The sequence below is a fragment of the Pseudolactococcus raffinolactis NBRC 100932 genome, assembly GCF_001591765.1.
GTDB lineage: Bacteria > Bacillota > Bacilli > Lactobacillales > Streptococcaceae > Pseudolactococcus > Pseudolactococcus raffinolactis.
In genome coordinates, this window is the sequence record NZ_BCVN01000001.1 from 127,453 (window position 1) to 154,080 (window position 26,628).

26 protein-coding genes and 1 pseudogene are annotated in these 26,628 nt (G+C 41.3%); 22 read left to right on the forward strand and 5 right to left on the reverse strand.

Features of this window, described 5'->3' with window-relative positions:
- Window positions 1-4: 4 nt before the first annotated feature.
- On the forward strand, window positions 5-1,675 hold the full coding sequence (locus LRA01S_RS00635) for an alpha-glucosidase (RefSeq protein WP_061773723.1): 1,671 nt from the start codon (window positions 5-7) through the stop codon (window positions 1,673-1,675).
- Between the two features lie 34 nt (window positions 1,676-1,709).
- Here the strand turns inward: LRA01S_RS00635 and LRA01S_RS00640 are convergent, their stop codons facing one another.
- Window positions 1,710-2,468, reverse strand: coding sequence for a MurR/RpiR family transcriptional regulator (locus LRA01S_RS00640; RefSeq protein ID WP_061773724.1), 759 nt, complete (start codon window positions 2,466-2,468; stop codon window positions 1,710-1,712).
- Window positions 2,469-2,800: 332 nt separating this feature from the next.
- Here LRA01S_RS00640 and LRA01S_RS00645 point away from each other — a divergent pair, with 332 nt between their 5' ends.
- The 3 genes from LRA01S_RS00645 to LRA01S_RS00655 are packed head-to-tail and all read left to right on the forward strand — an operon-like array spanning window position 2,801 to window position 6,394.
- On the forward strand, window positions 2,801-3,523 hold the full coding sequence (locus tag LRA01S_RS00645) for a DeoR/GlpR family DNA-binding transcription regulator (protein ID WP_061773725.1): 723 nt from the start codon (window positions 2,801-2,803) through the stop codon (window positions 3,521-3,523).
- On the forward strand, window positions 3,501-4,412 hold the full coding sequence (gene pfkB / locus LRA01S_RS00650; RefSeq protein ID WP_061773726.1) for a 1-phosphofructokinase: 912 nt from the start codon (window positions 3,501-3,503) through the stop codon (window positions 4,410-4,412). Before LRA01S_RS00645 ends, pfkB begins: the two co-directional genes overlap by 23 nt.
- A gap of 32 nt (window positions 4,413-4,444) precedes the next feature.
- Complete coding sequence (locus LRA01S_RS00655) at window positions 4,445-6,394, forward strand: PTS fructose transporter subunit IIABC (protein WP_061773727.1); 1,950 nt, start codon at window positions 4,445-4,447, stop codon at window positions 6,392-6,394.
- 148 nt (window positions 6,395-6,542) lie between these two features.
- Here the strand turns inward: LRA01S_RS00655 and lysS are convergent, their stop codons facing one another.
- A complete protein-coding gene (gene lysS, locus LRA01S_RS00660) occupies window positions 6,543-8,030 on the reverse strand; it encodes a lysine--tRNA ligase (protein WP_061773728.1) in 1,488 nt (495 codons plus the stop codon).
- A gap of 239 nt (window positions 8,031-8,269) precedes the next feature.
- Between lysS and LRA01S_RS10705 the strand changes: the two genes are divergently transcribed.
- From LRA01S_RS10705 to LRA01S_RS10715, 3 genes and pseudogenes are all read left to right on the forward strand, one after another.
- Window positions 8,270-8,371, forward strand: a complete 102-nt coding sequence (locus tag LRA01S_RS10705) for a putative holin-like toxin (RefSeq protein ID WP_082785332.1) — start codon at window positions 8,270-8,272, stop codon at window positions 8,369-8,371.
- Window positions 8,372-8,719: 348 nt separating this feature from the next.
- Window positions 8,720-8,818 (forward strand): annotated as a pseudogene (locus tag LRA01S_RS11240) (putative holin-like toxin); the annotation flags it as partial.
- 346 nt (window positions 8,819-9,164) lie between these two features.
- Window positions 9,165-9,266: a putative holin-like toxin gene (locus LRA01S_RS10715; RefSeq protein ID WP_082785333.1), complete on the forward strand. Its 102-nt coding sequence runs from the start codon at window positions 9,165-9,167 to the stop codon at window positions 9,264-9,266.
- 167 nt (window positions 9,267-9,433) lie between these two features.
- Here the strand turns inward: LRA01S_RS10715 and LRA01S_RS00665 are convergent, their stop codons facing one another.
- Window positions 9,434-10,354, reverse strand: a complete 921-nt coding sequence (locus LRA01S_RS00665; protein ID WP_061773729.1) for an alpha/beta hydrolase — start codon at window positions 10,352-10,354, stop codon at window positions 9,434-9,436.
- Window positions 10,355-10,592: 238 nt separating this feature from the next.
- On the opposite strand from LRA01S_RS00665, the gene LRA01S_RS00670 reads away from it, so the two are divergent.
- The 10 genes from LRA01S_RS00670 (at window position 10,593) to LRA01S_RS00715 (ending at window position 18,495) form a co-directional block, all read left to right on the forward strand.
- The gene (locus tag LRA01S_RS00670; RefSeq protein ID WP_061773730.1) at window positions 10,593-11,801 is read left to right on the forward strand and encodes an argininosuccinate synthase; all 1,209 of its coding nucleotides are present in this window, start codon (window positions 10,593-10,595) and stop codon (window positions 11,799-11,801) included.
- 378 nt (window positions 11,802-12,179) lie between these two features.
- Window positions 12,180-13,574 carry an argininosuccinate lyase gene (gene argH, locus LRA01S_RS00675; protein ID WP_061773731.1) on the forward strand — a complete coding sequence of 465 codons (1,395 nt, stop codon included), beginning with the start codon at window positions 12,180-12,182 and terminating at the stop codon, window positions 13,572-13,574.
- A 107-nt stretch (window positions 13,575-13,681) separates the two neighbouring features.
- On the forward strand, window positions 13,682-14,032 hold the full coding sequence (rnpA, locus tag LRA01S_RS00680; protein ID WP_096039965.1) for a ribonuclease P protein component: 351 nt from the start codon (window positions 13,682-13,684) through the stop codon (window positions 14,030-14,032).
- 43 nt (window positions 14,033-14,075) lie between these two features.
- Window positions 14,076-14,888, forward strand: a complete 813-nt coding sequence (locus LRA01S_RS00685) for a YidC/Oxa1 family membrane protein insertase (RefSeq protein ID WP_061773732.1) — start codon at window positions 14,076-14,078, stop codon at window positions 14,886-14,888.
- Window positions 14,889-14,994: 106 nt separating this feature from the next.
- A complete protein-coding gene (gene jag, locus LRA01S_RS00690) occupies window positions 14,995-15,891 on the forward strand; it encodes an RNA-binding cell elongation regulator Jag/EloR (RefSeq protein WP_061773733.1) in 897 nt (298 codons plus the stop codon).
- A gap of 145 nt (window positions 15,892-16,036) precedes the next feature.
- Complete coding sequence (gene rpmH, locus LRA01S_RS00695; protein WP_003138207.1) at window positions 16,037-16,171, forward strand: 50S ribosomal protein L34; 135 nt, start codon at window positions 16,037-16,039, stop codon at window positions 16,169-16,171.
- A 207-nt stretch (window positions 16,172-16,378) separates the two neighbouring features.
- Window positions 16,379-17,299, forward strand: coding sequence for an aldo/keto reductase (locus LRA01S_RS00700; protein ID WP_061773734.1), 921 nt, complete (start codon window positions 16,379-16,381; stop codon window positions 17,297-17,299).
- A gap of 163 nt (window positions 17,300-17,462) precedes the next feature.
- Window positions 17,463-17,729, forward strand: coding sequence for an IreB family regulatory phosphoprotein (locus LRA01S_RS00705; protein WP_061773735.1), 267 nt, complete (start codon window positions 17,463-17,465; stop codon window positions 17,727-17,729).
- A complete protein-coding gene (gene ruvX, locus LRA01S_RS00710; RefSeq protein ID WP_096039966.1) occupies window positions 17,726-18,151 on the forward strand; it encodes a Holliday junction resolvase RuvX in 426 nt (141 codons plus the stop codon). The genes LRA01S_RS00705 and ruvX overlap by 4 nt, the downstream gene beginning before the upstream one ends.
- A gap of 20 nt (window positions 18,152-18,171) precedes the next feature.
- The gene (locus tag LRA01S_RS00715) at window positions 18,172-18,495 is read left to right on the forward strand and encodes a DUF1292 domain-containing protein (RefSeq protein WP_061773737.1); all 324 of its coding nucleotides are present in this window, start codon (window positions 18,172-18,174) and stop codon (window positions 18,493-18,495) included.
- Between the two features lie 93 nt (window positions 18,496-18,588).
- Here the strand turns inward: LRA01S_RS00715 and LRA01S_RS00720 are convergent, their stop codons facing one another.
- Entirely contained in the window at window positions 18,589-18,870 is a 282-nt protein-coding gene (locus LRA01S_RS00720; RefSeq protein ID WP_061773738.1) for a hypothetical protein, read from the reverse strand.
- Window positions 18,867-19,826, reverse strand: a complete 960-nt coding sequence (locus tag LRA01S_RS00725) for an MFS transporter (protein ID WP_061773739.1) — start codon at window positions 19,824-19,826, stop codon at window positions 18,867-18,869. Before LRA01S_RS00725 ends, LRA01S_RS00720 begins: the two co-directional genes overlap by 4 nt.
- 233 nt (window positions 19,827-20,059) lie before the next feature.
- On the opposite strand from LRA01S_RS00725, the gene LRA01S_RS00730 reads away from it, so the two are divergent.
- The 5 genes from LRA01S_RS00730 to gatA all read left to right on the forward strand — a co-directional run bounded on the left by LRA01S_RS00730 (window position 20,060) and on the right by gatA (window position 26,628).
- Window positions 20,060-21,490 carry an aminotransferase class I/II-fold pyridoxal phosphate-dependent enzyme gene (locus LRA01S_RS00730; protein WP_082785334.1) on the forward strand — a complete coding sequence of 477 codons (1,431 nt, stop codon included), beginning with the start codon at window positions 20,060-20,062 and terminating at the stop codon, window positions 21,488-21,490.
- 105 nt (window positions 21,491-21,595) lie between these two features.
- Window positions 21,596-22,384, forward strand: a complete 789-nt coding sequence (gene codY, locus LRA01S_RS00735) for a GTP-sensing pleiotropic transcriptional regulator CodY (protein ID WP_061773740.1) — start codon at window positions 21,596-21,598, stop codon at window positions 22,382-22,384.
- A 421-nt stretch (window positions 22,385-22,805) separates the two neighbouring features.
- Window positions 22,806-24,569 (forward strand): aspartate--tRNA ligase, encoded by a 1,764-nt coding sequence (gene aspS / locus LRA01S_RS00740; protein WP_061773741.1) that lies wholly within the window; start codon window positions 22,806-22,808, stop codon window positions 24,567-24,569.
- A 314-nt stretch (window positions 24,570-24,883) separates the two neighbouring features.
- On the forward strand, window positions 24,884-25,177 hold the full coding sequence (gatC, locus tag LRA01S_RS00745) for an Asp-tRNA(Asn)/Glu-tRNA(Gln) amidotransferase subunit GatC (RefSeq protein ID WP_003140469.1): 294 nt from the start codon (window positions 24,884-24,886) through the stop codon (window positions 25,175-25,177).
- A 2-nt stretch (window positions 25,178-25,179) separates the two neighbouring features.
- Window positions 25,180-26,628 carry an Asp-tRNA(Asn)/Glu-tRNA(Gln) amidotransferase subunit GatA gene (gatA, locus tag LRA01S_RS00750; RefSeq protein WP_061773742.1) on the forward strand — a complete coding sequence of 483 codons (1,449 nt, stop codon included), beginning with the start codon at window positions 25,180-25,182 and terminating at the stop codon, window positions 26,626-26,628.

Sequence of the window (26,628 nt, forward strand, 5' to 3'; positions counted from 1 at the left end):
TAAAATGTCTGGAAAATGGTGGAAAAAATCAGTCGTCTATCAAGTCTATCCCCAGTCCTTCAAGGATACGACTGGCTCAGGCATGGGAGACTTAAATGGGATTATTGAGAAGTTGCCTTATCTAAGTCAGCTGGGTATTGATGTTATTTGGCTCAATCCCATTTATCAATCGCCTTTAGTTGATAATGGCTATGATATTTCGGATTATCTTGCGATCAATCCTGAATATGGTAGTTTGTCCGACTTTAAAACGTTGCTTGCAAAAGCACACGAATTGGGCATAAAAATTATCATGGATTTGGTTGTAAATCACACGAGTGATCAGCACGACTGGTTTAAGCAATCTTGTGAGCGTCTGGACAATGAGTTTTCGGATTTTTATATCTGGAAAGATCCTTTGCCGGATGGGTCTGAACCGACAAACTGGGGCTCGACTTTTGGTGGATCAGCTTGGGAATATGTCGAAAGTCGCGGCCAATACTACCTGCATTTATTTGCCAAAGAACAGCCAGATCTTAACTGGGAAAATCCAAAAGTGCGGCAAAAAATTTATGAGATGATGACGGTTTGGTTTGACTTGGGGATTGATGGCTTTCGCATGGATGTCATCAGCCTGATTTCAAAACGTCAGGATTATCCAGATGCACCAGATGATGCGGTTTATACCAAGTCTTATTATATTGGCGCGTCAAATGGTCCAAGGGTTCATGAGTTTCTGCATGAAATGCATGAAGAAGTGTTAGGTAAATATGACATTATGACTGTGGGTGAAACGGCCAATACAAACTCTGATCAGGCGATTTTTTATACGGATCCTGCGCGTGAAGAATTGGATATGGTCTTTCATTTCGATCACATGCACCTGGATTACGGTCCCTTTGGTAAGTTTTCGGATGTTCGCTTTAAAATGAGTGATCTACGAGATGTCATGACTGAGTGGCAGGAAAAATTAGCAGGCCGTGGCTGGAACAGTTTGTACTGGTCAAATCACGATCAACCTCGTGCGGTCACACGTTTCGGCAATGATTCGGATGCCTATCGAGAAGTTTCTGCTAAAATGCTTGCGACCTTACTGCACATGATGCAAGGGACGCCTTACATCTATCAAGGGGAAGAGCTAGGTATGCGAAATGTCAAGTTTGACAGCCTTGATCAGTACCGAGATATTGAGACTTTTGCGGTTTATGAGGAAATGCTAGCAGCAGGAGAACCACTTGAGGCTATCCAACGTGCGATTTTTCTAAAATCTCGTGATAATGCTAGGTCTCCTTTTCCTTGGGATGGTTCTGAAAAATCTGGTTTTACAACAGGTCAACCCTGGATTGATTTCTGGCCGGATAATACAACTATCAATGCAGCAGCAGCTTTAGCGGATGAAGACTCTGTTTTCTACCATTATCAGAAATTAATCGCCTTGCGTCGAAAGTATGATGTGGTGAGTGATGGTCACTATGAGCTGATTAATGCGACTGATTCTGACGTTTATGGCTATATGAGAACCTTAGGAGATGACAAACTTATCGTGATTTGTTCATTTAGTGATCATAAAGTAACCTATCAGGTACCCGATGATCTGTTTGGTGCTAAGTTACTATTGTCTAATTATGCTGATAGCGCTGAGGTTCTAGGAACGTTAGAACTAAAACCTTATGAGGCCTTGATTTACCTGAAATAACAAAAAAGCTGACGTTTATAGGGTCAGCTTTTTATTATTCATCGTATAAAATAAATTCGTGATATTTGCGCGTGACGATATCTAAAATCAGCGCTAGACCTACCATAGAGCTTTGCACTTCATCGTTTGGAGAGGGGATGTCATTTGCCTCAAAGAACATGGGGAAGGTAGCGTGGTTAGATAGGAAATTTTTACCAAATAGCGTAAATGAAGCGATTGGAATTTCTTTGAAGGATAGATTTCGAACAGAATCCTTGATGATAGGTGTCTCACCAGATAGAGAGGTAAAGACAATCAAATCATCAGGTGACATGGACTTGATCGACAAGGCCAGATTGGTCTCACCTGAAATCAGCATATTACTGCGACCATTGATCATCAAGTCTTTTGAAAATTCTTTGGTGTAATTATTTTGTGAAAAACCTGTTGCGAAGAGGTAAACCATGCGGGCATTTTTAAGCTTGGATAGAAATGGCTGGAAGTTAGTCTGCACACTATAGTTGAGCATATGGCTAAGCCCTTGCTTCAGATCACCCATTAAATCCATTGGCTCTAGCATAGGGGTGATGGGAGAATGTTGCAAGGTATGCTTCATATCTGAAAAGCCATTAAAGCCTAGTTTTTTGGCGAGTCGCAAAACGGAACTCTTAGAGGATAAGAGAAGTGTGCCGAGTTTGACAATACCAATCTGCGACACGAGTTCGCGATTGTTGAGAATGTAGCGTGTCATTTCTTGTTCAGCTTCTGTTAACTCATCATAATGTAGCTTAACGCTTGTTTCAAAATCGTGCATGACTGTCCTTTCTACGATTCCACTTCGTGAAATCTTGAAACTTGACCTACGCTAGCGCTTCGCCCGAGTATGGTCATTTGCGAACTTTGGTTCGCTCAAGGTGTTTCAGTTTAAACTATTATACCAAAAAAAGTGGATTAAATTTTCTATTTTTGAAATAAATGATAGTTTTTGGAAGAAAAAAGAATAAAATGATTATTTTTGATAGTTTTTGATAGAAAATGCTTGACAATGATTTGTTTTGCTTGTATAATTAACCTGTAAACGGTTACAGTAGTTTTTAAACCCAAATACCCAAAGGTATGTATTGCTGAATCGCTAGGAGAACGACCATGCTAAAAAATGCTAGAAAACAAAAGATTTTAGACCTTGTGAATCAAAAAGGTTATGTGACTTTGGAGTTGTTGGCACAAGCATTGGACACGAGTGAATCAACGGTTAGACGTGATTTAACAGAGTTGGATACCAGTCATCAACTCAAACGTGTTCATGGTGGTGCGGAAAGTTTGCTCAACCTGCGCTATGAAGAAGGTGTGGCTGAAAAATCAGTCAAAAACGTGCAGGCCAAGCAAATTATTGCACAACGGGCAGTCAGCCAGCTCAACAATGGCGATGTCATTTTCATGGATGCAGGAACAACTGTCGCTATGATGACAGATTATCTTTCAGAAGTTGACAACATTACTGTTGTTACCAACTCAGTCCACACCGCCTCAACGCTGATGGATAAAAAAATCAAGACGATTATTATCGGTGGTGCAATCAAGCCAACGACAGAAGCTGTTACTGGTAACTTCGCGATTCAGCAGTTAGTCACCTTTAACTTTAGCAAGGCCTTCATCGGGGCGAATGGGATTTCACGTGATGGTGGGATTACAACACCAGATGAAGAAGAAGCAACGATTAAACGCTTAGTTTTGCGCCAGGCCAAAAAGAAATATATCTTAGCCGACAGTTCAAAACTCGGTCAGATCTATTTTGCCAAAATCGCAGAATTTGATGACAAGATTGACATTATTACGGAGGAAATTCATGATTTACACAGTAACACTTAACCCATCTATCGACTTTTTGGTGAGACTACCAGAATTCAAGGTTGGTGAGGTTAACCGCATGACCAGTGACGATAAGTTTCCTGGTGGCAAAGGGATCAACGTTTCACGTATCCTGGCTCGCCTTGATTCACACTCAACAGCTCTAGGTTTTCTTGGCGGCTTCACCGGCGCTTTCATCAAGGAAAAACTAGAAGCAGAAGATATTCAAACAGATTTTGTCAAAATCGCATCAGATACGCGCATCAATGTCAAAATTAAATCCAGTATCGAAAGCGAGATCAATGGTGCAGGCCCGAAAATTTCACCAGCAGAACGGGATAGCTTCTTTGCCAAACTTGATGTGTTGACAACTGAAGATATCGTTGTTCTCGCTGGATCAGCACCAGCAAGCCTTGGACAAGACTTCTACTTGGACGTCATCAACAAAATCAAAGCCCAAGGTGCAGAATTTGTGATAGACATCGAAGGGGATGTCTTGGTTAAATCTTTGGCCAATCGCCCACTGGTTGTGAAACCTAACAATCATGAGCTAGGTGCCATCTACGGTGTCGAGTTTGACGGTGTAGATGATTTAATTCCGTATGGTCACAAGTTATTGGCTGATGGCGCACAATATGCCATGATTTCCATGGCTGGCGACGGTGCCTTGTTATTTGCGGATGGCAAAACTTACTTTGCCAAAGCGATTAAAGGTACGGTAAAAAATTCTGTTGGTGCTGGCGACTCGATGATTGCTGGCTTTGTCGGAGAATTTGCCAAGTCACATGATGTGGTCAAAGCTTTCCGTCAAGGCGTTGCCTGTGGTACGGCAACAGCTTTCTCAGATGACTTGGCATCAACAGCATTCATCCAAGAAATCGCTGACCAAGTGGTCATTGAAGAACGTTAATTCACTTATTTTATATTTAGGAAGGTTTTCTTATGAAAATTCAAGACTTATTGCAAAAAAACGCGATGATCTTATCGCTCAACGCGACAAATAAAGCAGATGCCATCTCTGAAATGGTCCAAAAACTTGTTGACACAGGCTATGTTACTGACTTTGATACATTCAAAGACGGTATCTTAGCGCGTGAAGCATTGACAACAACGGGCCTTGGTGAAGGTATCGCAATGCCTCACAGCAAAAATGCTGCAGTTAAAGAAGCAGTCGTGCTCTTTGCCAAGAAAGATGGCGGACTAGACTATGAATCACTAGATGGTCAACCCACTGATTTATTCTTTATGATTGCAGCACCGGATGGGGCTAACGACACACATTTAGCAGCACTTGCTGAATTGTCTAAGTACCTCATGAAAGACGGATTTGCGGATTCACTTCGGACAACAACAACACCTGATCAAGTCTTGGCAACTTTTAACGCTGCTGAAGCAGCAACAGTTGAAGAAGCCGTTGCTGAAATCAACAATGACGAAGACTTCGTCGTTGCGGTGACAGCTTGTACGACAGGTATCGCCCACACTTACATGGCTGAAGAAGCCCTTAAAAAACAAGCTAAAGAGCTTGGTGTGGAGATTAAAGTTGAAACAAACGGTGCGTCTGGTATCGGTAACAAACTGACAGCAGAAGATATCAAAAAAGCTAAAGGAGTAATTATCGCAGCTGATAAAGCAGTTGAAATGGATCGCTTCGATGGCAAACCATTGATCTTGAAACCAGTTGCGGCTGGGATTCGTGAACCTGAAAACTTGATCAAAGAAGCCCTTTCTGGTAACCTGCCAACTTACAAATCAACTGGCCAAGCCCAAGAAAATGAGTCTGATGAAAAACTCAGCATCGGGAAAGCCTTCTACAAACACTTGATGAGTGGTGTCTCAAGCATGCTCCCATTCGTTATCGGTGGTGGTATCGCGATTGCGATTGCCTTCCTCATTGATAATGCCATGGGTGTACCAAAAGACCAACTCAGCAACCTCGGTAGCTACCATGAATTAGCATCAGTCTTCAAACAACTTGGTGGCGCTGCCTTCGGCTTCATGCTGCCAATCCTTGCGGGTTACATCGCCTACTCTATCGCTGAAAAACCAGGTTTAGTAGCAGGTTTCGTTGCTGGTGCGATTGCGTCAAATGGTCTTGCCTTCGGTAAAGTACCTTTTGCCAGTGGTGGTGAGAAAACATTAGCTCTGGCTGGTGTACCGTCTGGTTTCCTAGGCGCGCTTGTCGGTGGTTTCTTAGCCGGTGGTGTCATCATCTTACTTAAAAAAGTCTTTGCTAACGTGCCACGTTCGCTTAACGGTATTGTTTCGATTTTGATCTACCCAGTATTTGGTGTTTTAATTACTGGTTTCCTCATGCTCTTTGTTAACATCCCAATGGCAGCCATCAACAGTGGCTTGACAAACTTCTTGAACAGCTTGTCAGGAGCCAATGCCATCTTGCTTGGTGCCTTACTTGGTGGTATGATGGCCATTGATATGGGTGGACCTTTCAATAAAACAGCTTATGTCTTCGGTACAGGAACACTTGCAGCAACTGTTGCTTCTGGTGGTTCAGTCGTCATGGCAGCAGTTATGGCTGGTGGTATGGTACCGCCACTCGCAGTCTTTGTTGCGACATTGCTCTTTAAAAATAAATTCACAAAAGAAGAACAAGATTCAGGTTTGACAAATATCGTCATGGGTCTTTCATTCATCACTGAAGGTGCGATTCCATTTGGTGCAGCTGACCCTGCGCGTGCGATTCCGTCATTTATCCTTGGTTCTGCTGTAACAGGTGGTCTCGTAGGTGCGCTTGGGATCAAACTCATGGCACCACACGGTGGTATCTTCGTTATCGCTTTGACAAGTAACCCAGTAATGTACTTGGTAGCAGTCGCTATCGGTGCAGTCATCTCAGGTGTTGTCTTCGGTGCTCTTCGTAAAGCAAAATAAGTTTCAAACTTATTCTAAGTTTTTATCAAGAAAAGAACGTCTATTGTAGGCGTTCTTTTTGCTTCTATATTCAAAAATAGTATAGAGTGGCCATACAAAATAAAACCTGATGACAAATCACTGTCATCAGGTTTTATATGATTTCGGTTTATTTCATTGTTGGGAAAAGCAGTACATCACGGATAGATTGCGCACCGGTCAAAAGCATAACCAGACGGTCAATCCCAATACCAAGTCCACCAGTTGGTGGCATACCGTATTCTAATGATTCAACGAAGTCGTAGTCAACGCCTGTTGCTTCGTCATCCCCGTTTGCTGCATCGCTCGCTTGTTTTTCAAAACGTTCTAGCTGGTCAATCGGGTCATTCAATTCTGTAAAGGCATTACCAAATTCACGACCTACGATGAAGAGTTCGAAACGGTCAGTGAAGCGGCCGTCCTCTGGGTTCTTCTTAGCCAGTGGTGAGATGTCTACCGGATGTCCATAGACGAATGTCGGTTGGGTCAAGGTTGCTTCGACATATTTCTCGAAAAATTCATTGACGATGTGGCCCCAGCGGAAATGAGGCTCAACTTTGATGTCGTGTGTTTCAGCGACTTTAACAGCTTCGTCGAAATCAACGATGTCAAAGAAGTTGACGCCTGTTTTTTCATTGATGGCATCAACCATGTGGATGCGTTTGAAACTGTCCGCAAGGTTGATCGTTTGCTCATCATATTCAACGACGTATTTACCAACAGCTGCTTTGGCAACGTGTTGGATGAGGCCTTCTGTCAAGTCCATGACGTCGGTGTAGTCTGTGTAGGCGGTGTAGACTTCGAGCATGGTGAACTCAGGATTATGGGTTGTATCCATGCCTTCGTTTCGGAAAACACGACCGATTTCGTAGACTTTTTCCATGCCGCCGACGATAAGGCGTTTAAGATGAAGCTCAAGCGCAATACGAAGTACCATGTCGATGTCTTGCGCGTTGTGATGCGTGATGAATGGTTTTGCGGCAGCACCACCGGCTTCGTTGTGAAGAACGGGTGTTTCAACTTCAAGGTAGTCTTGGCTGTCGAGATAGCGACGGACTTCTGAGATGATTTTGCTACGTGTGACAAAACGCTCAAAACTTTCGCGGTTAGAAATCAGGTCCAGGTAGCGTTTACGATATTTGGTTTCAGTATCTGTCAAGCCATGATATTTTTCTGGCAATGGACGTAGGGATTTAGATAGAAAAGTAATCTTATCCGCTTTGATAGACAACTCACCCATGTCTGTCCGCATGACTTCACCTTCAATACCGTAGAAGTCGCCAAGGTCAGCGTGTTTGAAAATATCGTAGGCTTCGTCGCCGACGTTATCCTTGCGGACATAGATTTGGATTTGGCCTTCGCGGTCTTGGATGTGGGCGAAAGAGACTTTACCCTTACCACGTTTGGTCATAATCCGACCAGCAATCGTTGCACGTTCAGCAAGTTCATGCAAGTCCTCTTTAGACTTATCAGCGTATTTGGCATTGAGGGTAGCTGAGTTAGCATCGCGCTCAAAACGTTTACCAAATGGATCAAGTCCAGCTTCGCGAAGTGTTTCTAATTTCTCGCGGCGGACTAGCATTTGGTCGTTTAATTCTACTGTATTGTCATCAGTCATTTTTTTCTCCCATTTAAAAGTTCATTGCCTTTATTTTATCATATTATAGTAGATTTGTGTAGTTAGTGGTGCGAAATGATTTTCATTCTAAACAATAGATAACTAATGTTAGCGCTTGCATCATGTTATTTTTTATGGGAAAATATAAAAGTAAGAAAGTTGAAGATGGTGGCTATCTTTGAAATGGAGGTGATGCTTATGCAAGTAAGTGTTCAAATCTATAGAAAGGAGATGCCTATTTGTCAGTATTAGAGACGATTGAACTTTTATTAGGCTTTGGTATATTTATCATTGCGTTAATTCAGTTGATCGTTAATTTGCTAAAAAACGACAAAAAATAACCAGTCTTTCAACTTTGAGAGTTTGACTGGTTATATATAATCACAAAAACTGCCACCGTCTTATACGGTCTTACAGGAAGAGCTTGTTGACGCAAGCTCTTTTTATATCTTCATTATATCAGTGCCCTGTTTTCTTGTCAAGGCAGGCGTGACTTAACTAGAGAATATTAAGTGGGACGAAATGATTTTCATCCTAAACGATGGATAATTAATGTTATCGCTTGAATCATGTTATTTTTTATGGGAAAATTTAGAAGTAAGAAAGTTGAAGATGGTGGCTATCTTTGAAATGGAGGTGATGCTTATGCAAATAAGTGTTCAAATCTACAGAAAGGAGATGCCTATTCGTCAGCATTAGAGACGATTGAACTTTTATTAGGCTTTGGTATGTTTATCATTACGCTGATTCAGTTGATCGTCAATTTGCTAAAGAACGACAAAAAATAACCAGTCTTTTAACTTTGGACGTTAAACTGGTTATTCTTAATCAATAAACTGCCACCGTCTTAAGCAGTCTTACAGGAAGAGCTTGTTAGCGCAAGCTCTTTTTTATACCTTCATTATATCAGTTACCCTGTTTTCTTGTCAAGGCAGGCGTGACTTAATTAGAATATATTAAGTGGGACGAAATGATTTTCATTCTAAACAATAGATAACTAATGTTAGCGCTTGCATCGTGTTATTTTTTATGGCAAAATATAAAAGTAAGAAAGTTGAAGATGGTGGCTATCTTTGAAATGGAGGTGATGCTTATGAGAGTAAGTGTTCAAATCTGTAGAAAAGAGATGCCTATTTGTCAGTATTAGAGACGATTGAACTTTTATTAGGCTTTGGTATGTTTATCATTGCGCTGATTCAGTTGATCGTTAATTTGCTAAAAAACGACAAAAAATAACCAGTCTTTTAACTTTGATAGGTTGACTGGTTACATTTATACATTAACCTGCCACCGTCTTATACGGTCTTACAGGAAGAGCTTGTTAGCGCAAGCTCTTTTTATACCTTCATTATATCAGTGCCCTGTTTTCTTGTCAAGGCAAACCTAGGTCTGCTGCGTTCAGGTCAATATTTGGCTAAAAAGGCAGCGACCTTGGCATAATATCCGGCCTTATCCGTCTCGAGAGCCTTAGCGTGCTTGGCCCCCTTGACGATGAATTTTTCGCGTGGGCCTTTCGTTGCAGCATAGTTTTGATCCACCATGGTCGTCGGCACAAAATCATCCGCATCGCCGTGGATGAAGAGGACCGGCAGTTTGTTGTGGGCGAGCGCCTTGACAGAGCTGGCACCAGCCTCACCATAGGCGAATCCTGCGCGGACTTTAGAGAGCGCCGACACCTCATAGAGCAGCGGAAAGGCTGGCAAGTTGTACATATCCTTGGCTTGGAAAGTCAGCTCATCCCAGACCGAGCTGTAGCCGCAGTCCTCGATGATGTTCACCACGTTCTTTGGCAAATCTTGACCGGACGCCATCATCACAGTGGCTGCGCCCATAGAAAGACCAAAGTAGGTAATCTCAGACTTAGGGTTGGTCTTGATCAGTTGATTTGTCCATTTGATGAGGTCGCGTTTGTCCGTCACCCCATAGCCGATCAAGGTTCCGTCAGACGCCCCATGTGCGCGGTTGTCAGGCATGAGTACGTTATAGCCAAGCTTATGGAAAAGCATGCCGTAAGCTGCCATTTGCTCCTTGCTACCGTTGAAACCATGCACCACAATGACAGTTTTATCTGTTTTGTTTTCAGCTGGCACATACCAAGCTTTGAGATTTAAACCGTCATTTTTCAGTGACAAGTTTTCTTTGTCTAGCTTGAGAAAATCTTTCTCATCCTGATAAACGGGAGAAGACTTAGGTGTTGCAGCATGACTGATAAAGGATTTATCGCCACGAACCTGCGCCACATGGAAGAAGTAAAAGCTAGCACCGATTGAAGCGATGGCTAGGAAGACGATGATACTAGCGATTATTTTATAGAATGTTTTCATTTTTATCATTGTTATATTGTAACAAAAAATGAGGCATTGGTCTTGTTTTTGGGCTGGAATATGTGGTGTTCAATGATCGTTTTATGAATAAAAATAATGAAAACCGCTCAATTAGGGCGATTTTTTTAGTTATAAAGAACAAAAATGAAAAAATATACAAAAACCCGCTTGACAAATGTATTTTTATGCAGTAAACTGTATATATAATCAAAAAACAAAGAAAATTGAGGACCTATATATGTCAAAAGAAAAAATTGTACTCGCTTATTCAGGTGGTTTAGATACATCGGTTGCTATCAAATGGCTCGTTGATGAAGGCTATGATGTTGTTGCAGCTTGTTTAGACGTTGGCGAAGGCAAGGACCTCGACTTCATCAAAGAAAAAGCCTTGACCGTTGGTGCGAGTGAGTCATACGTGATCAACGCCAAAGAAGATTTCACACATAACTATGTCGGTTACGCCATCAAAGGTAACCTCATGTATGAGCAAAAATATCCACTCGTTTCGGCCTTGTCTCGCCCATTGATCTCAAAAGCCTTGGTTGAAGTAGCGCGTGAAACAGGTGCAGCCGGCATCGCCCATGGTTGTACAGGTAAAGGGAATGACCAAGTTCGTTTTGAAGTGGCCATTCATTCACTTGCCCCTGATTTGAAAGTGTTAGCGCCCGTTCGGGAATGGAAATGGTCACGTGAAGCAGAGATTGAATATGCTAAAAAGAACGGCATCCCTGTACCCGCAGACCTTGACAATCCATACTCAATCGACATGAACCTTTGGGGACGTGCGATCGAAGCGGGAATCCTCGAAAACCCATGGAACGAGTGTCCAGAAGACGCTTTCTTCATGACAACCTCTATCGAAAATGCACCAGATGAAGCTGAATTCATCGAATTGACTTTTGAAAAAGGCATCCCAGTTGCGCTCAATGGTCAAGAGTTGCCATTGTACCAACTTATCAATGATGTCAATGTGATTGCAGGTAAACATGGCATCGGCCGGATCGACCACGTAGAGAACCGTCTGGTTGGGATCAAATCACGTGAAATCTATGAATGTCCAGGTGCAACAGTGATTCTGAAAGCCCATAAAGACATTGAAGACATCACCTTTGTTCGTGAAGTATCACATTTCAAACCAGTCATCGAAAACGAACTCTCAAACACGATCTACAATGGTCTCTGGTTTAATCCAGCAACGGATGCCCTCAAAGCATACATCGACAGCACACAGGAAGTTGTCAATGGGACAGTGAAAGTGAAACTTTATAAAGGAAACGCCATCTGTATCGGACGGAAATCACCTAACTCACTTTACGATGAAAACTTGGCAACTTACACATCAGCTGATGAATTTGACCAAGATGCAGCAGTTGGCTTCATCAAACTTTGGGGCCTACCATCACAAGTTAATGCTCAAGTTTGGGATAAACTTGACAAAGAAAAATAAGTTAGTTATCAAATAAACCAAGTCGGAGAACTGGATTTGAGACACTATGCTTAATTGAGTATAAACCAATAATCGCTACAGAGATAGCGCTTGGTCTGGTTAAGAAATTCCGTGAGATTTCACCACCTAGAAATTAAAAGTAAACAGAGAGTTGCAATTTCGCTTGAAGGCGCTAGACTAGGCGCTTTTTTGATATAATGAACTAACGGTATCAATCAAGATGTTAAATCTAATTGCGGTGGTTGAAAATCTGTTGATTTACTACCAAAAAGTGATTCTTTTGGTAAAACAATACGAAATCGGTAAAAAACTACCATAATTAAAATCACTAAAAATCCGCTGATTAACAGCGACCAATATAAACTAAGGGAGAACAACATGGCAAAACTATGGGGCGGTAGATTTGAAGAAGGCCTAGATAAGAAAACTGAAGCTTTCGGGGCGTCGATTACTTTTGATCAAAAAATGGCACGCCAAGACTTAAAAGGTAGCCTTGCACATGTGACCATGCTCGCCTCAACAGGAATTTTAACAGCTGAGGAAGCTGAACAAATCAAGGCAGGTATTCAAAAAGTCGAAGCGAAATACGAAGCAGGCGAAATCGAATTTAAAATAGAAAACGAAGATATTCATATGAATATGGAAACTTATCTGCATGCTGAAATTGGACCAGTCGCAGGTAAACTTCATACCGCTCGTTCGCGTAACGACCAAGTGGCAACGGATATGCACCTGTGGATGAAAGATACCTTATCAGAAACCATGGATAAATTGCAGAACTTGCGTGAAGTCATTGTGACCTTGGCTTCAGAACATGTCGAAACGATCATGCCAGGTTATACACACTTGCAGCATGCGCAGCCGATTTCATTCGGTCATCATCTCATGGCCTACTATAGTATGCTAACCCGCGATTTTGATCGTTTTGCGTTTAACATGAAACACGCGGATATTTCGCCGCTAGGGGCGGCGGCACTTGCTGGCACAACTTTCCCTATTGACCGGAAGGAAACGGCGGCACTCATGGGCTTTAGCGATGTTTATGTGAACTCGATGGATGCGGTCAGTGATCGTGATTTCATCCTGGAATTTCTCAGCAATGCCAGCATTCTCATGATGCACCTATCGCGTTTTTGCGAGGAGCTGATCCTTTGGTGCAGCAATGAGTTTCAGTTTGTGACCTTGTCAGATGCTTTTTCAACGGGATCGTCGATCATGCCACAGAAGAAAAATCCTGATATGGCTGAGTTGATCCGTGGCAAGTCTGGTCGGGTTTATGGCAATCTCTTTGGTTTGCTCACGGTCATGAAATCTCTGCCTTTGGCCTATAACAAGGACTTGCAGGAAGATAAGGAAGGCATGTTTGACACGGCAGATACGATTTTGACCAGTCTGGATGTTATGGCAGGGATGCTGTCGACGCTTTCGGTCAATGAAAGCATCATGGCTGAGTCAACTGAAAAAGATTTTTCAAACGCTACAGAACTTGCCGACTATCTGGCTGCTAAGGGGCTGCCTTTCCGTCAAGCTCATGAAATCGTCGGGGAAATGGTGCTAGAATGTACGAAGGCGGGTTATTACTTGCAAGATGTGCCATTGACGCGCTACCAAGAAGTATCGACCTTAATCGACTCGGACATCTATGAGACTTTGAAGTCGCGGACTGCTGTTCAACGCCGTAATTCTTATGGTGGGACAGGCTTTGAGCAAGTTAAGATGCAAATTGATTTAGCCAAGGATGCTTTAAATCACTCGGATTCTGAAAAAGGATAAGCTAGTCAGTTTCAATCGAATATAATAGAAATGTACCTTTGAAATGGTGCATTTTTTGCATATTTGTGGTAAAATTGATTAGATAAATTACCGTAGGAGAAACCATTTTGGCAATCAAAAAAGCTTTACGAATTAAGAAAAAGATTGATTTTGATAAAATTTTTTCTGCCAGAAAATCAACGGCGAATAAAAAATTCGTCGTCTACCAATTGCCTTCGGAAACGACACATTTTAGAGCAGCGATTTCAGTGAGTAAGAAGTTAGGCAATGCTGTCACCCGAAATCGCGTGAAACGTCTCGTCCGGCATGCCTTGATGCCACTTTCGAACAATTTATCAACGACAGACTTTGTCATTGTCTGCCGAAAAGGTGTTGAAAGTTTGTCCTTTGATGAGGTGCAAAAAAATCTGACGCATGTTTTGAAGGTAGCAAAAATTTATCAAAAAACAGAAACATAGTTAGTATCATTTTTAGGAATATTGTTAATAGAAAAGGAAAATTGTGAAGAAAAAACTTAAATTAGTCGCCTTATCGGGATTAGCAATCCTTGTTTTAACAGGCTGTGGTCGAACAGATATTACAGGACAGTCAAGTGGCCTTTGGGAGCAATTCGTTTACGGCTTTGCTCAAATCATTCATTTCCTCTCGTTCGGTGGCCTAGTCGGTCTAGGAATCATTTTATTTACGCTAATCATCAGAACGCTCTTATTACCTTTGATGCACGTGCAAACGAAATCAACGCGTAAAATGCAAGAAGTACAGCCTGAATTGAAAAAAATTCAAGCACAATACCCAGGTAAAGATGCGGAAAGTAAGCGCATCGTTGCTGAAAAAACACAGGAACTTTATGCCGAAAATGGTGTCAATCCTTATATGGGCTGTTTGCCATTGCTTGTACAAATGCCGATTCTTTGGGCTTTGTATCAGGCTATTACCCGTGTTGATTTTTTGCGCGACGGACATTTTCTTTGGTTTGACATTTCGGGTCATGACCCTTACTTTGTCCTACCTATTCTTGCCGCCCTCTTCACTTTTGCAAGCTCATGGTTGACCATGAAAGCAGCACCTGAGAAGAACGCTATGACGACCAGCATGACTTATGTCATGCCGATTCTCATCTTTGTGATGGGGGTTAGCGTCGCAGCTGGTGTCGCCCTTTACTGGACCGTCTCAAATGCCTACCAAGTCTTCCAAACCTTGCTTTTGAACAATCCGTTCAAGCTTCAAGAAGAACGTGACGCCAAGGCGAACGCAGAAAAAAATAAAGAAAAAGCCCGTCAAAAGGCATTAGCAAAAGCTAAGAAGAAAAAATGAGTTAAGATTTAAAGTGATACAGCAAGGCTTGCTGTGAGCAATCAGAAAAGTTAAGCAATATTAAAGTAGTACTTAAGTAATACCTAATAAAGGAGTAGTTAACGAGATGGCTATTTTTACAGGAAATACAGTAGATGAAGCGATTGAACGCGGGTTGAAAAAACTCGGTGTCAAACGTGAAAATGTCCATATTCAAATCGAACAAAAAGATAAAAAAGGCTTTTTAGGCATTGGGAAGAAACGGGCTCGCGTTAACATTGATGCGATTCATGAAGAAACAGTCCGTCAGGCTGACCGCCTAGCAACTCGGGGGCTAGATGCTGAGTTTATCGCAGACTCACCTAAAGTTCAATCCGCTATGGAAGCGACGCTTGAATTGTCACAAGTGGTTAAAGCAGTTAAAGCTGCTGAAAAAGCTAGTACAGGTGATTTAAGCCAAGAAGATAAAGATGCGATTATTGAAGAAGCTAAAAATGAAATTGCTGAAAGAAAATTGATCGACCTCGAAGGGGATATTGGTCCTGCAGCCGAAGCTGAAACTCTGACGCAAAATCAAAGTAAAGTCATCAAAGAAGTTTCAAAATACTTGACCCTAATTACACAAGATATGGGTGTGCCTGCGTCAGTTTCAGCCCAAAATGATGGTAATCTAATTATTTTTAACCTCAAATCGACACAAGATGGTTTATTGATTGGTAAGCATGGCAAAATTCTTCAGGCCTTGCAAGTTCTGGCTAAGGCTTATGCTAATAGTTTGACGGAAGAACGTGTCATTCTAGCGATTAATGTTGGGGATTATCACGAAAAACGTAAAGTCTATATCACGAGCCTTGCCCATCATGCAGCTAAGCGTGCACGTAATGGCGAAACGGTTTATATCAATGATTTACAAAGTAACGAACGTAAAATCGTTCATGCCATTATTTCTCGGGAACCAGGCGTTAACAGCCGTTCTATCGGACGCGATAGTGGTCGATATATCATTGTCACAAAAGAAAATTGAGATAAAACTTTAGAATACCTTGACAAATATCGATAAAAACGATAGAATATTATGGTATGTTTAGTAACTGATCAAAAGCCTAGGCTAGACATAAGATCGCCGGTTTACCGGTTATCAAAAATTCTGTACAGGAGGAAGAAACATCATGAAACGCACTTTTCAACCAAGTAAACGTAAACGTCAAAAAACACACGGTTTCCGTAAACGTATGTCTACTAAAAACGGCCGTCGTGTCGTTGCTAGCCGTCGTCGTAAAGGACGCGCAGTTTTGACTGCATAAAATACGATAAAAAGAACATAGTTACTCGAGCCTATGTTTTTTTTGTTGTCTTTTTAGGTTTAAGGCTAGATTGTGACTCGATTTGAAAGTAGAACTTTTTAAATAAACTTAATAGAATTAAAAGATATATAGTTTTTGTGAGCATATTTACTTGACTTCTGTTACAATGGTATTGGAAACGATTACACATAAAGAAAGGCTCTTACTATGAAAAAAATTCAAATCGCCAATACGGACATGACGGCTAGCCAAATCATTTTAGGGTGTATGCGAATCAACGAAGCAGGTAAAAATCCTGTTGAGACGATTCAGACAGCCTATGATCATGGCATTAACTTCTTTGATCATGCTGATATCTATGGTGCTGGTGAATGTGAAACGATTTTCGCTCAAGCGTTGAAAGAAACCAGTATCTCACGTTCAGACATTTATCTGCAATCTAAAGTTGGGATTAAACCAGGGGTTGCTTTTGACTTTTCAAAACAACATATCATTGAAGCGGTAGAAGGCTCATTGAAACGTCTAGATACTGATTATCTCGATGCACTCCTTTTACACCGGCCAGATACTTTGGTTGAGCCTGAAGAAGTTGCGGAAGCTTTTTCTCAGCTTGAAAAAGCTGGAAAAGTTCGTGCTTTTGGCGTATCCAATCAAAATCCAGGTCAGATTGAACTCCTGAAAACGGCAGTCAAACAGCCACTCAATATCAATCAACTTCAATTTGGTCTTAAACACACGGGTATGATTGATGCTGGTATCAATGTTAATATGGAAAATCAAGCTGGTCTAGTTCGTGATGGAGGTATTCTAGAGTACTCACGCATTCATGATATGACAATCCAAGCTTGGTCTCCTTTCCAATATGGCTTCTTCGAAGGTGTCTTTGTGGGGAATACCGAAAAATTCCCGGAGCTTAACGCTAGATTGCTGGAGCTTGCGGATCAATACAAGGTGACGCCATCAGGTATCGCTGTTGCCTTCATCAATCGCCACCCAGCTAAGATGCAAACGATTCTTGGTACCATGACACCATCTCGGATTATTGAGGCGACAGAGGCTGCTGATATCGTCTTAACACGTGAAGAATGGTATAGCTTATACATGGCAGCAGGGAATATCTTGCCATAAGACTAGAAAATGCTAGAGGATTTCCGGTATAAAGGGAAAAATCAGCATTTTCTTTATTTTACAGTAAGATAAATCGTTAAAACGATGACTATTGTTTGAATTTTAAGCAAAAATAACTTATAATGAAACTAACTCAATAAAATACAGAAGTGAGGTGACAGATATGAGTTTTACAGATGAAACGGTTCGTTTCGAGTTTGATGACTCGAGCAAAAAAGAAATTGGCGAAACACTTGTCAGTGTCTACAAGTCTCTCGGTGAAAAAGGATACAATCCGATTAACCAAATGGTCGGTTATGTCTTATCCGGCGATCCAGCTTATATTCCGCGCCATAACGATGCTAGAAACAAAATCCGTCGTTTTGACCGCGATGATATCGTTGAAGAATTAATTAAAAATTACCTTAAGGATCAAGGTGTCGCACTTTGATGCAACGTTTAATGGGATTAGATGTCGGTAGTGTGACTGTCGGCGTAGCCGTAAGCGATTTGTTAGGCTATACAGCTCAGCCTGTTGAGACGATTCGGATCAATGAAGCAAAGGCAGATTATGGGTTTGAACGTTTGGCAGAGCTCGTCAAGGCATATCAACCTGCTAAATTTGTCCTGGGCTTACCTAAGCACATGAACAATGACGAAGGAATTCGAGCGCAAGCTAGTCGCCATTATGGTGATTTGTTGTTTGAAAAATTCGGCATTCCTGTTGACTATCAAGATGAGCGGCTCACAACAGCTCAGGCAGAGAAAATTTTAATTCAAGGCCACACACGTCGTGAAAATCGCAAAAAATATATTGATAAGTTAGCAGCCGTGCTGATTTTACAAAACTATCTTGATAGCCATACTTTATAAACTAGATTACGGAGTAAAAAATGACTGAACATACACACCATCATGACCACGATCACGAACATGAGCAAGAATTTATCACTTTGGTAGATGATCATGGCAATGAAACTTTGTTTGAAATTCTTTTGACAATCGACGGTCAAGAAGAATTTGGTAAAAACTATGTCTTAGTCGTACCAGCTGGTGCGGAAGAAGACGAGAATGGTGAAGTTGAAATCCAAGCTTACGCTTACACACAAAATGAAGATGGTACTGAAGGTGACCTCTTACCAATCCCTGAAGATGCTGATGCAGAATGGGATATGATTGAAGAAGTCTTCAATACTTTTGTTGAAGAACAAGACTAAATCACTAAAAAAATCTGGAAGCACACCTACCTGCAAAACAGGATTGGGTTGGCTTTCAGAGTTTTTTTGGTATTTTAAAAGATAGATAGAGGTTTAGACGTCATTAGCTTCGGCATCAGTCATAATGGTCATATGATCGAGTTTTTTGACATCCGGTAAGAGCAGACTCACGATATTGCCGACAAAGATACTGCCACCAGCAAGGATGAGGAGAGGTGGGATGCCTATCATTTCAGCAAGTGGTGCCGCAAAAATCAAGCCAATGGGACTAGCGAGAGAGATCAAGGCTTGTGTAATGCCCATGACACGTCCAGTTTGACTAGCGGAGAAAGCCTGCTGGATGATTGAAGCAAAGAGTCCATTTGCTTCAATCATCCAGCAGGAAGCTGAAGTACGATGAAGAGCCAAAGTCCTTGTCGGTTATCAGGCAATAAGCCCATAAAGGAAAAAGAAATACCGGCTAAAAAATACCACATTACGCCGATCGTTAGTCGTCGTTTGGTCGTAGCGAATAAACCAATGAGCAAACCGCCAAGTAAGGAACCAATCGACCAAAAAACTTCCACTATAGAGGCATCGGAAATCGTGCCGTGAAAATAAGAAGTCGTGATCAAGGGATAAAGTGAGAAAGCAGGCCAAGAAAACATCCCGATTAAAGTCGTAATCAGTAAAAAGTGAAAAATACCTTTATGATGCCGGACGAGTTTAAAGCCTTCAGCCAGTTCGTGAAGATAAGAGTTTGGATTTTCCAGGTGATCAAAACTTGGTATTCTCGTTATCAGAACAGTGATGGTCGCAATAATCGCACCAGCAACATCCATGAGCATGATTTGTGAAATAGGCATAAAGCCATAAAAAAAGGCGCCGATAGCTGGTGTAATAATCATTGAAGCACTATTAAAGGCACCGTTTAGACCGCTGATTTTAGGAACAAATGATTCAGGAACAAGTGTTGGGATGATAGATTGGGCGGTAGGTGTTTGGACGGCACCAGCAAGACTTCTGATAAACATGGCGACGCCTAATAACCAAAAAGGTAATGGACCGCCCTGGCCATAAATAGCTAGAATAATCGCGGCAAGTGCCACTAACCAATCGCCTGATAGCAAAAGAATTTTCTTATTTAGGCGATCAATTAAAGGGCCCACCAAGGGCGCAACGATGATGCCAGGAATAAAAGCAATTAACATATACATGGCAAGAAGTGTCGGGCTTTTAGAGATATCGGTAATGTACCAGACCAAAGCGTACTGGGCAATCATACTCGTAAAAAAAGATAATTGTTGCCCGACAAACAGGGTAAAGAAATTATTTTTCCATTTATTTTTCATATACTATAAATTTTATCAAAATATTGCCAAGTCCGGAATATCTTTTATTATTTAAATAAAACAGTTTATATACAGATGAAACGAGGTGAAAAAGATCAGATGTGTCAGGATGGTCCCTGTTAACGTGTTTTATCCGATGTTAAAAAGTGTTCTTGGTTATCGGGATTTAGCTTGACAAATAACCACGGAAGTAGTAAACTAACGTTAGTTTATTAAAAACTAACGAGGTGCATATGACAATCAAAAATAAACTAACGATAATGCGAGAGCAATCTGGCTTTAGTCAAGCAGAGGTCGCCAGAAAAATCGGCGTTTCTAAGCCAACATACTGGGCTTGGGAGAAAGGGAATGCCAAGCCTAAAGCAGAAAGTCTTAAAAAACTGGCAGTATTATATGACATAAATTTGGACGAACTAACGGAAAAAACTAACGAGAAAGTAGCGACACCTATGACAACATTTGAAAAATCTCAAAAACTTGACCATGTTGCTTATGATATTCGGGGCCCAGTCTTGGACGAAGCGAATCGTATGCGGGCGAATGGTGAGAAAATTTTACGTCTCAATACTGGTAATCCAGCTGAATTTGGCTTTACAGCGCCTGATGAAGTGATTCGTGACTTAATCATGAATGCGCGTGATAGTGAGGGCTATTCAGACAGTAAAGGGATCTTTAGCGCGCGTAAAGCGATTATGCAGTATTGCCAAGTCCTAGGTTTTCCAAATGTTGACGTTGATGACATTTACACCGGTAATGGTGTGAGTGAACTCATTTCTATGTCCATGAATGGTCTATTAAACACTGGAGATGAAGTTCTAGTCCCAATGCCAGACTATCCCCTTTGGACGGCATCAATTAGCTTGGCCGGTGGTCATGCGGTGCACTATCTTTGTGATGAATCAGCAGAGTGGTATCCAGATATTGATGATATCAAGTCAAAAATCACGTCTAATACGAAGGCGATTGTCATCATTAATCCTAATAATCCAACAGGTGCTGTTTATCCACGAGAGGTCTTGTTAGACATCGTTGAAATCGCACGTCAGAATGATTTGATTATCTTCTCGGATGAGATTTATGATCGTATCATCATGGATGGCATTAAACATGTCCCAATCGCGACTTTGGCACCAGATTTGTTTGTCGTGACCATGAATGGCTTATCAAAATCACACCGAGTGGCTGGTTTCCGTGTGGGTTGGATGATACTTTCAGGGGATAAGAGACGGGCTCAGGGCTATATTGAAGGCTTAAATATGCTAGCTAATATGCGTTTATGTTCAAATGTGTTGGCACAACAAGTCGTTCAAACATCGTTAGGTGGCACGCAGTCTGTTGATGAGTTATTGCTACCAGGTGGTCGTATCTATGAACAACGCGAATTTATCTATAAAGCTATGAATGAAATTCCAGGGATTTCAGCGGTGAAACCTAAGGCAGCTTTCTATATCTTTCCTAAAATCGATACAGCTATGTATAATATTCATGATGATGAACAATTTGTTTTAGATTTCCTCAAACAAGAAAAAGTCATGTTGGTTCATGGTCGTGGATTTAACTGGAAAGATCCAGACCATTTTCGAATCGTTTATATGCCACGTGTCGATGAATTAGCTCAGATTCAGGAGAAAATGACTCGTTTCTTGTCTAAATATCGCCAGTAAATTGTTTCAAAATAGAAAACAATAAATAATTTTCTGAATATTGTTGTATTTCTGATTTGTTATTGTTATAATAAAGCTATAGAAACTTTTAAAAATAGGAGAAGTATGACTACTTTATTAGAAAAAACAAGAAGAATCACGGCGATTTTGCAAGAAGGACTCAATAATTCTAGCGAAGAATTACCGTACAATGGCTTATCAGAACGCTTATCAGCGGTAATTGATTGTAACTCTGTTGTCATCGATGGCAAGGGTGTTGTGCTTGGCTATGCCATGCCATACAAGACAAACAACGACCGTGTTGAAGCGATGTTTGATGAACGCAAGTTATCAGATGAGTACGTTCAAGTCGCATCACGTACTTATGATACTGAAGCTAACTTACCTGCAGATGCGATGCTATCACTTTATCCACAAGAAGTTGTCAAAGATCACCCGCATGGTAAAACAACAGTTGCACCGATTTATGGTAGTGGCTTGCGTTTAGGAACATTTATCATCTGGCGCAATGAAGAAGCGTTTAGTGATGATGATCTTGTCTTGGTTGAATTGGCAACAACAGTTATCGGGATTCAATTGTCAAATCTTCAAATCGAGAAGATGGAAGAAAACATCCGTAAGGCGGCAGCAGTTAATATGGCAGTTAGCACACTTTCTTATTCTGAAATGAAAGCTGTTAAAGCGATTCTTGAAGAATTAGGTGGTATCGAAGGCCGTTTGACAGCTTCAGTAATTGCTGATAAAATTGGTATTACACGTTCAGTGATCGTGAATGCTCTTCGTAAGCTAGAGTCAGCTGGGATTATCGAATCTCGTTCACTTGGCATGAAGGGAACTTACCTTAAAGTTGTCAATTCAGGTATTTATGAAAAACTTGAAGGTCGCAACTTTTAATAAATAGGAGTAAGCAGAATCAAATCAGTTAAGAGAGCGCTTGAAGCTGGGAATAGCGCCTGATGATTCTGGTGAAGAACACTATTTTATACGCGTTTAACTCTAAAAAGTGTTAGTTTTTAGGGTTAAACGCGTATACTACAATTAAATAAAGCATAATAAGGTTGTCTTTTGACAACGAATTAAGGTGGCACCACGAATTTCGTCCTTTTCTGACGATTTTTGGGTGCTATTTTTTGTTAAGTTTCTATAGGTCAATTGCTTAAACAGTGGTCTAGTGTCTAATGGTGATAGCAAAAACATCGTTGTACTAGGGTCATACACCATTGTTTCAAATGACTAAAAAAAACTAAATTTTAAGATAGATCAAAGCTCGCCTATGGTAAAATAGGTTAAGCACGATAACAAGTAGAGGGAAAATATGAGAACAAAAACAATTGAAACAATCTCGAAGCAGGGCGAAACCGTGACGGTAAAAGGGTGGGTCAACTCACGTCGTGACCACGGTGGGGTTATTTTTATTGACTTGCGTGACTTTTCTGGTCTTTTGCAAGTCGTGATTCAACCTGAAAAAGTTGCAAATTTTTCGGCTGCGGAACATTTGCGTGATGAATATGCCATTTCAGTCACAGGGACGATTCGTCCGCGTGGTGAAGGCCTTGCCAACCCTAATTTGGCGACGGGTGAGATTGAGTTAGTCGCAGATGAACTGACGATTTTGAATGCATCTCAGCCCTTGCCAATTTCACTCAATGAAAGTAATAAATCAAGCGAAGATTTGCGTTTGAAATACCGTTATTTGGATTTGCGTCGTCCTAAAATGCAAGAAACCTTGAAACAACGAGCGAAATATTTATCATTTATCCGCCGTTTCATGGAAGACCAAGACTTTTTGGAAGTGCAAACGCCGATTTTGGCTAATTCTTCACCAGAAGGTGCGCGTGACTTCTTAATCCCAAGTCGTATCCATTCTGGTAAATTCTATGCCTTGCCACAAGCACCTCAACAGTTTAAACAGTTGCTCATGGTCGGTGGTATTGATAAATACTATCAAATCGCGCCATGTTTCCGTGATGAAGATCCACGTGCGGACAGACTTTATGGTGATTTCTACCAGCTTGACTTAGAGCGCGCCTTTGTAGAAGATGGTGAAGAAATTCGGACTGAAATGGAAGTCTTGATCCAAAATCTGGTTAAAGATTTCGCGGGTAAAACACTTGTTTCAGAAGAAATCCCACGTATTTCCTACGAAGATGCCATGAACATCTATGGTAGCGATAAACCTGACTTGCGCTTTGGCATGACCTTGGTTGACTTGGATGAAACGCTTGCAACGACTGATTTTGCTGTCTTTAAAAATGCTAAAAAAGTTAAAGCGATTTGTGTTAAAGGTGCGGCTAGTTTGTCACGCTCACAAATTGATGCCTTCACAGAGATTGCTAAAAAAGAAGGCGCCGGCGGTTTGGCTTACTTGACTTACGTTGATGGCGGCATCAAATCACCGATTGCTAAATTCTTGACAGAAGCTGAACTGGCTGAAATTACAGCCAAAACGGGTGCTGAAGATGGCGATATCGTCTTCTTTGGTGCGGGTAAACCTGCCATCGTTAACCGTGTACTCGGTCGGATGCGTAATGAATTTGCGGATTTCTACGACCTTAAAGATAAAAATAAAGTAGCACTTTGCTGGGTTGTTGATTTTCCATTTTACGAATACGACGAACAAAATCGCAAAGTTGACTTTGGTCATAACCCATTCTCATTGCCAAAAGGCGGCGTTCAAACGCTTGAGGCAGCGAAAACAGATGCAGATAAGTTGGCGATTAAGGCAGACCAATATGACATGGTCATGAATGGTTATGAAATTTGTTCAGGTGCTGTTCGTAACTATAATCCAGAAGTGATGTATAAAGCTTTTGAAGTGATTGGGTATGACAAGTATTTTGTTGAGCAAAAATTTGGGGCTATGTTAGAAGCCTTCAAATTTGGTGCGCCACCACATGCTGGATGTGCCTTTGGTCTTGAGCGTATCTTCATGGTCTTGACTGGTGAAGAGAACATCCGCGAAGTTGTTGCCTTTCCGAAAAGTGCGGCTGGCGTTGACTTGATGATGGATTCACCGAGCGATGTTGACCCGAAACAATTAAACGAATTGAAATTAGTTTTGGATATTGATTTTGACTAAAAGTGTCAAAAACTGATATAATATACTCAATTAACCAAATAAAACAAACATTTTTGGGCTATTTTCCGCCACTTCATCGTTGATAAGTCTTGCCGTTCACCTGTACGTCTTCGCCTTATCGCATCTGGCATTGAAGTTGTCGCTTTAGCGACTTACGGAAAAGCTATGGGTAACGTGGCTTGGCGATTTTATCGCTTAGCCGTTGACCGAATTGGCAAAAAACTAGCTCAAAAATTTGTTCCTTTTCTTGAGTTAAATGAGTATGAAACATGAAATTATAGGTTTGATTCCCGAAAAAAACAGAGGAGAAATCAATGGAAATCACAAAAGATGACGTGAAACACGTTGCGAATTTGTCAAAATTAGCCTTTGATGAAGCAGAAACTGCTGAATTTGCTGGCACATTGACAAAAATCGTTGATATGTTTATGAAATTAGAAGAAGTAGATACAACAGGTGTCCCATTTACATCAAATGTGGCAGATAATATCAATGCTTGGCGTGAAGACGTTGCGGTTGCAGGATGGGATCGTGACGAATTGTTCAAAAACGTGCCAGAAGCTGAAGATGGCTTTATTAAAGTACCCGCAATTATGGAGGATAACTAAGCATGACAACGATTAAAGCACTCCATGATAAACTGGTCAATAAAGAAATTTCAGCAGTTGAGCTTGCCAAAGCAACACTGAAGGATATCAAAGATCGTGAAGGGAAAGTTGACAGCTTTATCACGATTACAGAAGAAGCCGCGCTTGCACAGGCTGCTGCCATTGACGAACGTGGGATTGATGCTTCAAACCCAGTGTCTGGTATTCCGATTGCTGTGAAAGACAATATCTCAACTAAAGGGATTTTGACGACAGCTGCCTCAAAAATGCTCTATAACTATGAGCCTGTTTTTGATGCGACTTCTGTCGAAAAATTATATGCCAACGACATGATTATCGTTGGTAAAACCAACATGGATGAGTTTGCTATGGGTGGCTCGACTGAAAATTCAGCTTTCAAACCAACGAAAAATGCTTGGGATGAAACGAAAGTACCGGGTGGATCATCAGGTGGTTCTGCAACAGCTGTTGCGGCTAATCAAGTCTTGCTCTCACTAGGTTCTGATACGGGTGGCTCAATCCGTCAACCTGCATCATTCAATGGTGTGGTTGGTCTCAAACCAACTTATGGTCGTATTTCGCGCTTTGGTTTGATTGCCTTTGGCTCATCACTTGACCAAATCGGACCATTTTCACAAAATGTTGAAGATAACGCCCTCTTGCTCAACGCTGTGTCAGGTTACGATCCAAAAGATTCAACCTCTTCAAAAGTTGCAGTGCCTGATTTCACATCTAAAATCGGTCAAGATGTTAAAGGCTTGAAGATTGCCTTGCCAAAAGAATATTTAGGTGAAGGGATCGATCCTCAGGTAAAAGAACAAGTCTTGGCTGCGGCTAAACACTTTGAAAAACTCGGGGCGATTGTTGAAGAAGTAAGCTTGCCACATAGCAAATATGGCGTGGCTGTTTACTACATCATCGCTTCATCAGAAGCCAGCTCAAACTTGCAACGTTTTGACGGCATCCGTTATGGTTTCCGTGCAGAAGATGCGGTTGACTTAGAAGATATCTATGTTAAAACACGCTCGCAAGGTTTCGGTGAAGAAGTGAAACGTCGCATCATGCTTGGCACGTTTAGTTTGTCATCTGGTTACTATGATGCTTACTTCAAGAAGGCTGGACAAGTTCGGACTTTGATCATGCAAGACTTCCAAAAAGTCTTTGAAAACTACGATCTCATCATCGGTCCAACAGCACCAACAGTTGCCTATGATTTAGATACACAAGGACATGATCCCCTTGCTATGTATTTGGCTGACTTGTTGACAATTCCAGTCAATTTGGCAGGGTTACCTGGTATTTCAATTCCTGCAGGTCAAGTTGAAGGCTTGCCAGTAGGTTTGCAAATCATTGGTAAAGCCTTTGACGAAGCAACGATTTACCAAGCAGCAGCAGCTTTTGAAGCGACGACTGATTTCCATAAAAATAAGCCAGTCATTTTTGGTGCCTAA

What these genes read in the sequence shown, in the direction of transcription:
- LRA01S_RS00645 (WP_061773725.1), top strand. Translation starts at nt 2,801, where the DNA reads ATGCTAAAAAATGCTAGAAAACAAAAGATTTTAGACCTTGTGAATCAA.
- LRA01S_RS00700 (WP_061773734.1), top strand. Translation starts at nt 16,379, where the DNA reads ATGAAAAAAATTCAAATCGCCAATACGGACATGACGGCTAGCCAAATC.
- LRA01S_RS00635 (WP_061773723.1), top strand. Translation starts at nt 5, where the DNA reads ATGTCTGGAAAATGGTGGAAAAAATCAGTCGTCTATCAAGTCTATCCC.
- codY (WP_061773740.1), top strand. Translation starts at nt 21,596, where the DNA reads ATGACTACTTTATTAGAAAAAACAAGAAGAATCACGGCGATTTTGCAA.
- pfkB (WP_061773726.1), top strand. Translation starts at nt 3,501, where the DNA reads ATGATTTACACAGTAACACTTAACCCATCTATCGACTTTTTGGTGAGA.
- LRA01S_RS00725 (WP_061773739.1), bottom strand. Translation starts at nt 19,826, where the DNA reads ATGAAAAATAAATGGAAAAATAATTTCTTTACCCTGTTTGTCGGGCAA.
- LRA01S_RS00705 (WP_061773735.1), top strand. Translation starts at nt 17,463, where the DNA reads ATGAGTTTTACAGATGAAACGGTTCGTTTCGAGTTTGATGACTCGAGC.
- rpmH (WP_003138207.1), top strand. Translation starts at nt 16,037, where the DNA reads ATGAAACGCACTTTTCAACCAAGTAAACGTAAACGTCAAAAAACACAC.
- gatA (WP_061773742.1), top strand. Translation starts at nt 25,180, where the DNA reads ATGACAACGATTAAAGCACTCCATGATAAACTGGTCAATAAAGAAATT.
- aspS (WP_061773741.1), top strand. Translation starts at nt 22,806, where the DNA reads ATGAGAACAAAAACAATTGAAACAATCTCGAAGCAGGGCGAAACCGTG.
- LRA01S_RS00655 (WP_061773727.1), top strand. Translation starts at nt 4,445, where the DNA reads ATGAAAATTCAAGACTTATTGCAAAAAAACGCGATGATCTTATCGCTC.
- LRA01S_RS00640 (WP_061773724.1), bottom strand. Translation starts at nt 2,468, where the DNA reads ATGCACGATTTTGAAACAAGCGTTAAGCTACATTATGATGAGTTAACA.
- lysS (WP_061773728.1), bottom strand. Translation starts at nt 8,030, where the DNA reads ATGACTGATGACAATACAGTAGAATTAAACGACCAAATGCTAGTCCGC.
- gatC (WP_003140469.1), top strand. Translation starts at nt 24,884, where the DNA reads ATGGAAATCACAAAAGATGACGTGAAACACGTTGCGAATTTGTCAAAA.
- jag (WP_061773733.1), top strand. Translation starts at nt 14,995, where the DNA reads ATGGCTATTTTTACAGGAAATACAGTAGATGAAGCGATTGAACGCGGG.
- LRA01S_RS00720 (WP_061773738.1), bottom strand. Translation starts at nt 18,870, where the DNA reads ATGATTGAAGCAAATGGACTCTTTGCTTCAATCATCCAGCAGGCTTTC.
- LRA01S_RS00670 (WP_061773730.1), top strand. Translation starts at nt 10,593, where the DNA reads ATGTCAAAAGAAAAAATTGTACTCGCTTATTCAGGTGGTTTAGATACA.
- argH (WP_061773731.1), top strand. Translation starts at nt 12,180, where the DNA reads ATGGCAAAACTATGGGGCGGTAGATTTGAAGAAGGCCTAGATAAGAAA.
- LRA01S_RS00715 (WP_061773737.1), top strand. Translation starts at nt 18,172, where the DNA reads ATGACTGAACATACACACCATCATGACCACGATCACGAACATGAGCAA.
- LRA01S_RS00665 (WP_061773729.1), bottom strand. Translation starts at nt 10,354, where the DNA reads ATGAAAACATTCTATAAAATAATCGCTAGTATCATCGTCTTCCTAGCC.
- LRA01S_RS00730 (WP_082785334.1), top strand. Translation starts at nt 20,060, where the DNA reads ATGACAATCAAAAATAAACTAACGATAATGCGAGAGCAATCTGGCTTT.